The sequence below is a fragment of the Noviherbaspirillum pedocola genome (assembly GCF_016632335.1).
Taxonomy (GTDB): Bacteria; Pseudomonadota; Gammaproteobacteria; order Burkholderiales; family Burkholderiaceae_D; genus Noviherbaspirillum_A; species Noviherbaspirillum_A pedocola.
This window is the reverse complement of sequence record NZ_JAEPBG010000010.1, coordinates 165,638-177,749: the sequence shown is the minus strand read 5'-3', so window position 1 is coordinate 177,749 and position 12,112 is coordinate 165,638. Positions and strand designations below refer to the sequence as shown.

The 12,112-nt window shown below is 62.5% G+C and carries 12 protein-coding genes; 4 read left to right on the top strand and 8 right to left on the bottom strand.

Annotated elements, in window-relative coordinates; all coding sequences use genetic code 11:
- Positions 1-36 precede the first annotated feature (36 nt).
- A complete protein-coding gene (locus tag JJB74_RS21430) occupies positions 37-492 on the top strand; it encodes a ferritin-like domain-containing protein (RefSeq protein ID WP_200595275.1) in 456 nt (151 codons plus the stop codon).
- 110 nt (positions 493-602) lie between these two features.
- Complete coding sequence (locus JJB74_RS21425; RefSeq protein ID WP_200595274.1) at positions 603-2,213, top strand: NAD(P)/FAD-dependent oxidoreductase; 1,611 nt, start codon at positions 603-605, stop codon at positions 2,211-2,213.
- Here JJB74_RS21425 and JJB74_RS21420 read toward each other — a convergent pair whose 3' ends face one another.
- The 4 genes from JJB74_RS21420 to gstA form a co-directional block, all read right to left on the bottom strand.
- Positions 2,214-3,179, bottom strand: a complete 966-nt coding sequence (locus JJB74_RS21420) for a magnesium and cobalt transport protein CorA (protein WP_200595272.1) — start codon at positions 3,177-3,179, stop codon at positions 2,214-2,216.
- Positions 3,180-3,278: 99 nt separating this feature from the next.
- Positions 3,279-3,842 (bottom strand): TIGR01841 family phasin, encoded by a 564-nt coding sequence (phaP, locus tag JJB74_RS21415; protein ID WP_200595270.1) that lies wholly within the window; start codon positions 3,840-3,842, stop codon positions 3,279-3,281.
- Between the two features lie 138 nt (positions 3,843-3,980).
- Positions 3,981-4,775, bottom strand: coding sequence for a M15 family metallopeptidase (locus tag JJB74_RS21410; protein WP_234484497.1), 795 nt, complete (start codon positions 4,773-4,775; stop codon positions 3,981-3,983).
- A gap of 168 nt (positions 4,776-4,943) precedes the next feature.
- Positions 4,944-5,552, bottom strand: coding sequence for a glutathione transferase GstA (gstA, locus tag JJB74_RS21405; protein WP_200595268.1), 609 nt, complete (start codon positions 5,550-5,552; stop codon positions 4,944-4,946).
- Positions 5,553-5,713: 161 nt separating this feature from the next.
- Here gstA and JJB74_RS21400 point away from each other — a divergent pair, with 161 nt between their 5' ends.
- Both JJB74_RS21400 and JJB74_RS21395 read left to right on the top strand, forming a co-directional pair.
- Positions 5,714-7,372: a long-chain fatty acid--CoA ligase gene (locus JJB74_RS21400; protein ID WP_200595266.1), complete on the top strand. Its 1,659-nt coding sequence runs from the start codon at positions 5,714-5,716 to the stop codon at positions 7,370-7,372.
- Positions 7,373-7,432: 60 nt separating this feature from the next.
- Entirely contained in the window at positions 7,433-8,923 is a 1,491-nt protein-coding gene (locus tag JJB74_RS21395; protein WP_200595264.1) for a B12-binding domain-containing radical SAM protein, read from the top strand.
- Between the two features lie 122 nt (positions 8,924-9,045).
- Here JJB74_RS21395 and JJB74_RS21390 read toward each other — a convergent pair whose 3' ends face one another.
- From JJB74_RS21390 to JJB74_RS21380, 4 genes are all read right to left on the bottom strand, one after another.
- The gene (locus JJB74_RS21390) at positions 9,046-9,261 is read right to left on the bottom strand and encodes a DUF3717 domain-containing protein (protein WP_200595262.1); all 216 of its coding nucleotides are present in this window, start codon (positions 9,259-9,261) and stop codon (positions 9,046-9,048) included.
- 17 nt (positions 9,262-9,278) lie between these two features.
- Entirely contained in the window at positions 9,279-9,407 is a 129-nt protein-coding gene (locus JJB74_RS33690) for a hypothetical protein (RefSeq protein ID WP_267913178.1), read from the bottom strand.
- Between the two features lie 21 nt (positions 9,408-9,428).
- On the bottom strand, positions 9,429-10,646 hold the full coding sequence (locus tag JJB74_RS21385) for an MFS transporter (protein ID WP_200595260.1): 1,218 nt from the start codon (positions 10,644-10,646) through the stop codon (positions 9,429-9,431).
- 88 nt (positions 10,647-10,734) lie between these two features.
- Positions 10,735-11,994 carry a serine hydrolase domain-containing protein gene (locus JJB74_RS21380; protein ID WP_267913177.1) on the bottom strand — a complete coding sequence of 420 codons (1,260 nt, stop codon included), beginning with the start codon at positions 11,992-11,994 and terminating at the stop codon, positions 10,735-10,737.
- Positions 11,995-12,112: the final 118 nt, after the last annotated feature.

Genomic DNA, 12,112 nt, shown 5'->3' with positions numbered 1-12,112 from the left:
TCCGCATGGACCCTGTCAAAACCCAAAGGAAGAACGATGGATAACAAGGATGTGATTTCCACGCTGAATGATCTGATTGAAACCTGCAAGGATGGCGAGCAGGGCTTTCGCACCTGCGCCGAAGACATCAGCAATGCTTCGATGAAGTCTTTCTTCACCGACCGTGCGCAGCAGTGCGCGCAAGCTGCTGGTGAATTGCAACAGGAAGTGCGCGCGCTCGGCGGCGATCCGGAAAAGTCGAGCAGCGTCTCGGCCACCTTGCATCGGCGCTGGGTCGATATCAAGAGCGCCATCACCGGCAAGGATGATGAATCGATCCTCAACGAATGCGAGCGCGGCGAAGACGTGGCCAAGCGCAGCTATGCCGCTGCGCTCGAGAAGCCGCTGCCGGAAGGCATACGCACGATGGTGGAAAGGCAGTATCAGGGCGTGCTGCGCAACCATGACCAGGTGAAACAGTTGCGCAATCAGGCCCGCGCCACAAAGAGCTAAGGACGGACCCGGGCCTGGCTGGCGCGCAATGCGCCGGCCGGGCTGCGATAAAATGGCGGCCCATCGGCCGCGTCCTTCCGCGGCCGCGCTTCAATACCGGAAATCTGCGCATGCTGCGACTCACCGAAGTACAACTTCCCCTCGATCACCCTGAACATGCACTGAAGGCCGCCATCCTTGAGCGCCTTGGCATACCCGACGATGAACTGCTGAGCTTTTCCGTGTTTCGCCGCGGCTACGATGCGCGCAGGAAAAGCGACATCGTGCTGGTCTACACCATCGATCTCGAAGCGAAGAATGAAGCCGCGCTGCTATCGCGCCATGCGCAGGACCGCAGGCTGCAGATTGCCCCGGACACCGGCTACCACTTCGTCGGGCACGCGCCAGCGAATTTCAATCGGCGTCCGGTGGTCATCGGCATGGGGCCTTGCGGTCTGTTCGCCGGGCTGATCCTGGCGCAGATGGGCTTTCGCCCGATCATCCTTGAGCGTGGCAAGAGCGTGCGCGAGCGGACCAAGGACACTTTCGGCCTGTGGCGCAAGCGGGTGCTGCATCCGGAATCGAATGTGCAATTCGGCGAAGGCGGCGCCGGTACCTTTTCCGATGGCAAGCTGTGGACACAGGTCAAGGACCCGAAGCATTACGGCCGCAAGGTGCTGACTGAATTCGTGAAAGCCGAGGCGCCCGAGGAAATCCTGTATGTCAGCAAGCCGCATATCGGCACCTTCCGGCTGGTGAAGATGGTCGAGCACATGCGCGAGACCATCGAAGAACTCGGCGGCGAGATTCGCTTCGAGACGCGGGTCGAGGATATCGAGATCGACAAACACCAAGTGCGCGCCGTGCACCTGGCTGGCGGCGAGCGCCTGGAAACCGACCATGTCGTGCTCGCCGTGGGCCACAGCGCGCGCGACACTTTCCAGATGCTGTACGAGCGCGGCGTGCATGTCGAAGCCAAGCCGTTCTCGGTGGGTTTTCGCATCGAGCATCCGCAATCCCTGATCGACCGCTGCCGCTTCGGCCCGAATGCCGGCAACCCGGTGCTGGGCGCGGCGGATTACAAGCTGGTGCACCACTGCAGCAATGGCCGCTCGGTCTACAGCTTCTGCATGTGCCCCGGCGGCACCGTGGTGGCGGCCACGTCCGAGCCGAACCGCGTGGTGACCAACGGCATGAGCCAGTACTCGCGCAATGAACGCAATGCGAATGCGGGCATCGTGGTCGGCATCACGCCCGCGGATTATCCGGGCCATCCGCTGGCCGGCATCGATTTCCAGCGCGCGCTCGAATCGAAAGCCTTCGAGCTCGGCGGCGGCGATTACAGCGCGCCGGGCCAACTCGTTGGCGACTTCATTGCGAAGCGTGCCTCCACCGAATTCGGCACTGTGCAGCCCTCGTACAAGCCCGGCGTGCGGCTCGGCGATCTGTCGCCTTCGTTGCCGGACTATGCAATCGACGCGATCCGCGAAGCGCTGCCCGCCTTCGACCGCCAGATCCGCGGCTTCGCGATGCACGACGCGGTGCTGACCGGCGTGGAGACTCGCACCTCGTCGCCGGTGCGCATACGCCGCGATGACAACACGCTGCAGAGCATCAATACGCGCGGCCTGTTTCCCGCCGGCGAAGGCGCCGGTTATGCCGGCGGCATCATGTCGGCCGGCATTGACGGCATCCGCGTGGCCGAGGCGGTGGCCTTGTCGATGCTGCAGTCGGCGGGCTGACTACAGCCATTTCAGGCGTCGGAAGCGCCGATACAGATACAGGCACACGGTGGCCATCACGCCCAGCGCTGCCGGATAGCCGTATTTCCAGTGCAGTTCCGGCATGTGCTCGAAGTTCATGCCCCAGATGCCGGCGAAGGCGGTGGCCACCGCGAAGATCGCGGCCCAGGCCGCCAGGCGCTTGTTGACCTCGCTTTCATCGATGGCGACCATGGCCAGGTTGACCTGGATCGCGGTGCTGATGGTGTCGCGTATGCCGTCGATGGACTGGTTCAGCCGCTGCAGGTGGTCGTAGACATCGCGGAAATATTCATCGGACTTCAGCACCGGCCGTGGCACCCGGCCGCCGTAAAGCTTGCCGGTCGTATCGAGCAGCGGCCCGACGGCGTGCTTCAGGCGCATGGCCTTGCGCTTCAACGAATACAGCCGCTGGATGTTGGAACGCTGCGCACCGACGTTGAAAATGCTTTCCTCGACGGTTTCCAGCTCGGCTTCCAGCACATCGTTGACCGGCAGATAGCGGTCCACCACCGCATCCATCAGCGCATACAGCACGAAGCCCGAGCCTTGGCGCAGCAACTCGGGCTCGCGCTCGCAGCGCGCGCGCACATCCTGGAAGCCCTGGCTGCTGTCGCGCCGCACGGATAGCACGTAATTGCAGCCGACGAAGATCGCCAGCTCGCTGATGTGGATGTCGCCATTGACGAGCTCGGCCGGCCGCAGCACCGCGAACAGCGAATCGCCGTATTCCTCGATCTTGGGCCGCTGATGGCCGACCAGCGCATCTTCGACGGCCAGCGGATGCAGGCAGAATTCCTCGCGCATTTCCTCCAGCTCTTCCTGGGTCGCGTCCTTCATGCCGACCCAGACGAAGCAGTCCGGACGCTCCAGGTATTCACTGATTTCCACCGTCGGGATGTCGGCGAATTTCTCTCCATGTTGATAGACGACGCAGTTGATGATCATCTTGTTCTCTCCCCATGCCTTGCCAGAGCTTAACGCGCCATGGGCGAAAAAAAAGACCGCCGCAGCGGTCTTTTGATCGTGTCTTACGAACGGGGCGTATTACTTCTTCGTGCGCGCCGCCACGTTTTCCGCAGCCTGGGAAAACTGCGATACCGCATTGCTCATGTTCGCGCCCATTGCGTCGGTCGCCTGCTTCGTGGTGCGGGTCAACTGCTCATAGGCGGCATTGGCGTTGGAGATGGAAGCCTTGAGCATCGCGATCGCATTTTCCGAGCCCGGAGGCGCATTCTTGGCGATGTCGTCGATCAGCGCGGTGACCTTGCGCGTGGTCTCGGCGATCTGCGCTTCGGCGGCGCGGGTGAACTCGGCATGTGCGGCGGAAGCGATGCTGGCCAGGTTACGGCTGTAGGCGATGGCGCTTTCGGCGTTGGGTTGCGACTGGGCAGCGCTCAGGCTGAAAAATTCCTGCGGGTCCTTCGCGGCCATCAATTGCTGCGCAGCAGCGGTCGATTTCTCCAGGGTGCTCTTGGCGGCATTCACGTTCAGCTCGACCAGTTGCGCGATGCTGGCGAAAGCCTTGTTGGTCAATTCGGTGACCGCTGCCAGTTGCGTTTCGAAATTGGCCTTGGCGGTGCTGGAAATCTGATCCTGATTCGGGAACATGGAATTTCTCCTGGGAAGATAAGCGGATGGGGGAATGCATTGTGCACTGCAACATGCACATGTTGCTCATTTTAAGGACACGCCCTTGCCTGTCAAGCAAAATTTGTGCGCCGCACCAAATTAATGGAGCTGGAGGGATTATTGCGTCTTGGCCGGCATGCAGGTTTTGCCTGCATCAAGTTTCGACCTGTCTTTGTCACGACCGTTCGCATTTCCGCGCAAGCGCTCGCGCTCGAACAGGTCGCGCGCTGCGGATTCGGGCAATTGCGCCAGCCGCTGCGCGAGCGGTCGGTCGACCTGGAAATGCTGGTAGTCAATCGGCGCATCCCAGTCGCCGCCCCACACGGTGAAGCCGTGCTGCGCGAACAGCGTCACCACGTCTTCTGCCATGCCGGGTCGGCACGGCTTGCCGGGACGGTCGTTGCGCCGGTTCGCAAAGCGCGCGCCTTGCGGCGGACTGTAACGTGCCAGGCCGTCGCGATCGAAGGCGATATACGGGTTCTGCAGCGGATTGATGTCGATCGCCAGGCCATAGGCATGCAGCGACGGCAGTCCGCCGCCCGTGAGCGGCCGGTCGTTGAAGCCAGAGGTATTGTTGTCCGCCATCGATGCGGCATCGTCACCGCGGTAGTGCTCGATGGAGCGCGCCCGCGCCAGGGGGAAGCGGCGCCGGCGCAGCGTGTCGAAGATTTCGCGCACCGGTTGCGCCACCGCGGCCATCACGATGATTTCGCCATCATCATGGACAGCGCCGTCGAAGCCGACATAGGAGAAGCGCACGGCGGCGAGCTGATCGCAGCGCACCGGCGCGCCTGCGCGGATGACACCGGCTGCCTTCAGACGATCGCATGCTGAAGCATCAAGCGCGGCCCGCGCCGGGGCCGCGCAGAAGAGCGCTGACAGCGCGAGCAGCGTCGCCGCAAGACGCAGCATCGGATTGCCTCAGGCTAGTGTCCCGAGTCAGAAATTCGTTGAATAAAAGATGGCGAAAATCGCGCCGATACCGCGTCGAAAATGCTCGCAAGGGAACCCACCCTTGCTGTGCTTTTCTCCTTGTCTCGACACGATTTCGCCACTTTTATTTTTCAACGAATCTCTGACTCAGGACACTAGGCCTTCCTCGCGCAGCGCCGCCTGCACCGCCGGGCGCGAGGCAACACGCTCCATGTAGGCGCCGAGTTCCGGCCAGCGCGACAGGTCGATGGACATCGGCACCGTCCAGCGCAGCACGGTAAACAGATACGCGTCGGCAACGCTGAAGTCGGCGCCCATCAGATACGGCTGGTCTTTCAGGCGCTGCGCCACGACATCGAAACGCCGCGCCAGATTGTCGCGCGCGGTTTGCCGGGTCTGCTCCGGCGTGTCGGGCTTGAACAGCGGGGAGAAGCTCTTGTGCAACTCGGTGCCGATGAAATTGAGCAGCGACATCAATTGATAGCGCGCAATGCTGCCCGCCGGCGGCGCCAGGCGCTTTTCCGGCGCCTGATCCGCGAGGTATTGCACGATGGCTGGACCTTCGGTCAGCACATCGCCGCTGTCGAGCACCAGCGCGGGCACATAGCCATTCGGGCTGACGGCACGATAGTCGGCGCCGGTCTCGGTGATCTTGGTAGCCAGATCCACTTTCTCGCTGTCGAAAGCGAGGCCCGCTTCGTGCAGCACGATGCGCGGGGACAGCGAACAGGCGCCAGCTTTGTAATACAGTTTCATGAGCTTCTTTCTTTTCAAAACGGAAATGCGCGTGGAGGTCGCATGATGCCAGGCAAACCCGCTTCGACGAGCGGCATGGCGTGGCATCCGGGAGCTGCGACATGCTTGCCGCATGCCTATAATGGCCAGCGGCTTTGCATAATAACCAATAGCGGAGACTCATGAACACCACGCACTACAGGCACTGGCCGACCGGCCTGCCGCATCACCTCACCGCCCCGGCCACGAGCCTTTATGTGAATCTCGAGATCTCGGCGCGGCGCTATCCCGACAAGACGGCAATCATCTTCTACGACGCCACGCTCACCTACCGCGAATTCCATGCGCAGGTCGAAGCGCTGGCCGGCTATCTGCAGCAGGAATGCGGCGTTGCGCGCGGCGACCGCGTGCTGCTCAACATGCAGAACAGCCCGCAATTCATCATCAGCTACTACGCCATCCTGCGCGCCGATGCGATGGTGGTGCCGGTCAATCCGATGCTGATGACCGATGAGCTGCGCCACTATGTCGATGACAGCGGCGCGAAGGTCGCGATCGTCTCGCAGGAGATCTTTTCGCGGCTGGCACCATTAGTTGGCAGCACCGGACTTTCGCGCGCCATCGTGGCAGCGTATTCCGATTACCTGCCGCAACACACCGAGCTCACCGTGCCTGACTGGGTACGCGCGCCGCGTGCCGACATCGCTACGCCCGGCGTGGTGAGCTGGAAGGCGGCGATGGACGCCGGCATCGCGCCGCAAGCGCATCTGGCCGGACCGGAAGACTTGGCAGTCATGCCTTACACCTCCGGCACCACCGGCAAGCCCAAGGGCTGCATCCATCTGCATCGCTCGGTAATGTTCTCAACCGTTTCATCGAACGCCTGGTCGGTGGCCTCGGTGCCGGACAGCGTATCGCTCGCGGTATTGCCCTTCTTCCATGTGACCGGCATGCAGGTCAGCATGAACGCGCCGATCTTCAATGGCGGCGCCATCGCCGTGCTGCCGCGCTGGGACCGCGATGTGGCGGGGCAACTGATTACCCGCTACGGCGTCACCGCGTGGACCAGCATCCCGACGATGATGATCGACTTCCTGTCGAATCCGCGCCTGGGCGAATACGACATCTCGAGCCTGCGGCGCGTCTCCGGCGGCGGCGCCGCGATGCCGGCCGCGATCGCGCAGAAGCTGTTCGATCTGACTGGCCTGCAATACATGGAAGGCTACGGCCTGTCCGAGACCATCGCCGCGACGCATACCAATCCACCGCAGATGCTCAAGCAGCAATGCCTGGGCATACCGCTGTTCAACGTCGACTCGCGCGTGGTGGACCCGGCCACGATGGCCACGCTGCCGCCGGGCGAAGTCGGCGAAATCATCATGAACGGCCCGCAGGTGTTCGAGGGCTACTGGCAGGATCCGCAGAAGACCGCCGAAGCCTTCGTCGAAATCGACGGCAAGCGTTTCTTCCGCACCGGCGACCTCGGCTACATGGACGAGGATGGCTTCTTCTTCTTCACCGATCGATTGAAGCGCATGATCAACGCCTCCGGCTTCAAGGTCTGGCCGGCCGAGGTCGAAGCGATGATGTACCAGCATCCGGCGGTGCAGGAATGCTGCATCATCGCTGCGCGCGACGCCTATCGCGGCGAAACGGTGAAGGCGGTGATCGTGAAGAAGCCCGGCGCCGATGCCTCGCCCGAGGATGTCATGCAATGGGCGCACGCGAAGATGGCGGCCTACAAGGTGCCCAAGCAGGTCGAGTTCGTCGACGCGCTGCCGAAGTCGGCCACCGGCAAGGTGATGTGGCGCACGCTGCAGGAAAAGGAAATGGCGAAGTAAAACGCCGGACCACGCAGGGACGTACAATAGGGCGCTTTGCCGCGCCCGTCCCTGCCTGCCATGTCCATCCTGCTGTCCACCCTCAACGCCCGTTACACGCATGCCTCGCTCGGCCTGCGCTATCTGCTTGCCAACATGGGCGAGCTGCAGGCCGTTACCAGCCTGCAGGAATTCGTGATCGGCGCGCGCACTGCGGACCTGGCCGAGAAACTGCTGGTCAACAAGCCGCGCATCATCGGCTTCGGCGTCTACATCTGGAATGTCGAGGAAACCACACGCTTGGTCGCCATGCTCAAGCGCGTCGCGCCGGACGTCGTGATCGTGCTCGGCGGCCCCGAGGTATCACATGAGCATGGCGAGCAGGAGATCGTGCGCCTGGCTGACTACGTCGTCACCGGCTGGGGCGATGTGACCTTCCCGAAGCTGTGCCGCGCGATTCTTCATGGTCCCAAGCCCTTGATGAAAGTGCACGCCGGCGAGCAGCCGCCGCTGTCGGACATTGCGTTGCCGTATGCGCTGTACACCGATGAGGACATCGCGCATCGCACGCTGTATGTCGAAGCCTCACGCGGCTGTCCGTTCAAATGCGAGTTCTGCCTGTCTTCGCTGGACAAGACTGCCTGGCCCTTCGACCTCGATGCCTTCCTGGACGAGCTGGAAACGCTGCATGCGCGTGGCGCGCGGCTGTTCAAGTTTGTCGACCGCACCTTCAACCTGAACGTGAAGACCAGCCTGCGCATCATGGACTTCTTCCTGGACAAGCTCGAAAGGCATCCGGAAGACCCGGTCTATGCGCATTTCGAAGTCGTGCCCGACCATCTGCCCGAGGCGCTGCGCGCGAGCATCCTGCGCTTTCCGCCGGGCACGCTGCAATTCGAGATCGGCATTCAAAGCTTCAATCCGGAAGTGCAGGCGCTGGTGAGCCGGCGCCAGAACAACGACAAGGCCGCCGACAACATCCGCTGGCTGACGCAAGCCTCGCAGGCGCATCTGCATGTGGACCTGATCGCCGGTTTGCCCGGTGAGGACGTGGAAAGCTTTGCGCGTGGCTTCGACAAGCTGGTGGGCCTCGGTCCGCATGAGATCCAGTTCGGCATCCTGAAGCGGCTGCGCGGCACGCCGATCATTCGCCATACGGCAGACTTCGGCATGGTCTACGACCCGCATCCGCCGTATTCGATCCTGGCCAACGACCGCATCGATTTCCCGACGATGCAGCGCCTGGTGCGCTTCGCCCGCTACTGGGACCTGGTGGCTAATTCAGGCCGCTTTGCGAAGACGCTGCCGATGATCCTACGCGATGCGCCGTTCGCTAATTTCATGGCGCTGTCGGACTGGCTGTTTGCGCATACCGATGCGACGCACCGCATCGCGCTGGACCGGCTCGCCGGTCTGGTCGGCAAATGGCTGGTGGAGCAGGGCTGGCCCGAGCCGCAGGTGAGGATGACGCTGGCCGGCGACTATGCCGGAAAGAGCGAGCATCAGCAGCATGCGCAGCCAACGAAGACGAAGGCCGCGCCGCAGCGGCAGGCGCGGCATTTGGCGGTGTAGGCTCGTAGGGTGGGTGTAACCCATGCGGCGTTTCGATCGACATCCGCGTGGGTTACACCCACCCTACAAACCTCCGCGAAACGTCTGTCGAGGTATTTCCGGCACCTCAGGAAGGATCAGCCTCAAACCCGATTGCTGCGCCAGGCCTCGATCAATTGGAGCGCATGCGCGGGAATCTGCTCGCCCGGCATCGCAGCGCGGCGCTCCCAGATCATCAGCGCATAGACTTCCGCAAGCGCATTCACTTCCGGCGACAGCGCGCGTTCCTCGCCGCGCGAAGGCCGCAGCTGTCGCCAGTAATTGATGGCTTGCTCGATGTCGATCAGCGGGATATCCATGGCGATTGAAGTCCGTGTCAGCCGCACAGCAGCAGGCGATTGGCCAGATCGAGCATGAAGTCCGGCCGCAGGTAGGCGGCGAAAGCGAGCGCCAGCGAGGTCGCGATCGCGGTCACCGCCAACGTCTTCTTCACGAGCATCGCCATGTCGTCCTCCATGTTGCAAGTTCAGGCAAGCGCCGGCTGCGCGCGCACGATCGGTTTCTCGTTGATCGGCAGATTCACCAGCGCCGCCACCACGCCGAGCCCGATCGTGATCAGCCATACCGTCGAGTAGCTGCCCTGCAGCGTGTACAGATAGCCGCCGAGCCACACGCCGAGGAAGCTGCCGACCTGGTGCGAGAAGAATACGAAGCCCGACAGCATCGACAGATGACGCACGCCAAAGATCCCGGCGATCACGCCATTGGTCAGCGGCACCGTGGACAGCCACAACAGGCCCATCACCGCGGAAAACACATACACCGAGGTCGCGGACAGCGGCAGCAGTAGGAACAGCGCGATCGCGCCGGCGCGAGCCAGGTAGATCGTCGACAGCAGATAGCGCTTCGGCAGGCGGCCGCCCAGCCTGCCGGCGAGATACGAGCCAAAGATGTTGAACAGGCCAATCAGGGCCAGCGCGGTGACCGCGATCTTCGGATCGGCGAGACCCTTGTCCTTCAGGTAGGCCGGCATGTGCACGCCGATGAACACCAGCTGGAAGCCGCAGACGAAATAGCCGGTGAGCAGCAGCAGGAAGGGGCGATAACGGAAAGCTTCGCCCACCGCTTCCATGATGCTCTGTTGCGGGCCGGCGGCGCGCGCCAGCTTCGGTTCGCGCAGGAACAGCGCCATCGGGATCATGAGCAGCGCCACCACCGCGGCCAGCACCATCAAGGCTCCTTGCCAGCCGGCGGAAGCGATCAGTTGCTGCTCGATGGGCATCATCATGAATTGGCCGAAGGAGCTGGCCGCGCCGGAAATGCCGAAGGCCCAGGACCGTTTCGCTTCCGGCGTGCTGCGGCCAATGATGCCGCTCATGGCGCCGAAAGCGGTGCAGGCCAGCGCGCCGCCGAGCAGCACGCCGGAGCCGACCACGAAAGCCGCGGGCTGCGCCACCAGCGCCATCCACGCCAGCCCGGCCGCATACAGCAGCGCGCCGAAGATAGCCACGCGCATCGTGCCCCAGCGGTCGGCCGCCATGCCCGCGAAGGGACCGAAGGCGCCCCACAGCAGGTTCTGCAGCGCCTGCGCCAGCGAATAGGTTTCACGGGTCCATCCATGGGCCTGGGAGATCGGCTGCAGCCAGAAGCCGAAGCCGTGGCGCACGCCCATGGCGAGGGTGAGGATGACGCCAGTGGCGAGGAGGATGGTTTTCAGGCTGGGGGCCGGGGCATGGTCTTGCATGGCGTTATCGTTATGATTTTCGAATCGAAAGTGTAGCCTACCTGATTTGTCGCCGCAGGCTCGCCTCGCGAGCCCGTCAATACGGCGCCTAACGCCAATGCTCTTCGTCGGCGATGCGGCGTACGAGCTCAGTCATGAATGTGAATTGCGGTACAGGTCCGGACATGTCTTCCGGCGCGAGATTACTCATCAGCACCAGGCCATTTCCCCCCTTTTTGCTGCCCAAGAATACGGTTAGATAACCTGAATTGAAGCCGGTGTGTCCAAAGTAGTCGCCGGTGGAGGCATCGTCCGGCTGGTGCTCGAGATACCGGTTCAGGTTCACATCGAAACCAAGCCCCCATGACGAGCGGCAGGCGAATCTTCCTGTTGTACCGGTATCAAAGCATTTCCCATCCTCGGTACGTCCGGACTGGCGCCGCAGCACTGCCCTGGCGATCCCGGGAATCAGCTTGCCGCTGGACTCGCCTTTCAATGCGCGCTGCAGTGCCACCATCAGCTTCGCCAGGTCGGTGGGCGTTGTGGTCAAGCCGCCAGATGCGGCGGTGTTGAATACACGAGGTCCGTAGGCGAGCGGCTGCCCCTGCGCGACGTATGGCGTTGCGATCGCCGCCGCCTGTGCCGGATGCATCGGTTGCGCAAAGCTGCTCTCGTTCATGTCCAGCGGTTGCAATATCAGTTCCGACATGATGTCGGCGAAGTCCTTGCGATACATGGCGGTGAGAAGGGCTTGCAGCACCGTATATCCCGCCGGGGAATAGGACCAAGTTTTTCCCGGCGGCCGGATCACCGAGACTGGCGGCGTATTGGCGGGCGGCAGACCGTCGAGTTCTTCGCGCATGCCTGGAATGGCGTCGACCGGCGCCGGCGGATCGGCGTCGTAGCGATAGCGGTATCCCTTGTAATGAAAGGCACTGGTTCCCGCCGTATGGGATAACAGCATCCGTATGGTGACCGGTTCGGGAAAGGGATTTGGGAGCTGCCACGGGTGAGCCGCATCGTTCTGCAGCAAACCTGCGAAAAGCGGGTTGATTTCCTGGTCCACCGACAGGCCGCGCTCGCGCAAGGCAATCATGATGGCAAGCGCAGTTATCGGCTTGCTGACCGACGCGGCCTGGAATGGCGTTGACGTATCCACTCTGAGCTGCGCTGCTTCGTCGCGCAGACCGAAGCCCCGGGACCATTTGATCCTGTAGTCATGCACGACAGCGACGCTGAGTCCCGGAACGCGCCACTTCTCCATGGCTTTCTCTATGTGTTGAACCAGCTCCGGTGATGGAGCGCGGGCATGAGCGTAGCAGGGCAGCACCTGAAGCAGCAGTAGTGTGCAGAGAATGATCGGCTTCATTAGTGATCCTTCGAAGATACTGTCGGGGTAGTAGAGCTTCACTGAGTGGGACGGAGCGCTGTTCGGTTCAAACGTTCACATTGCAATCTGTTGTCCGAAAACGGCTGTACCCGTCTCG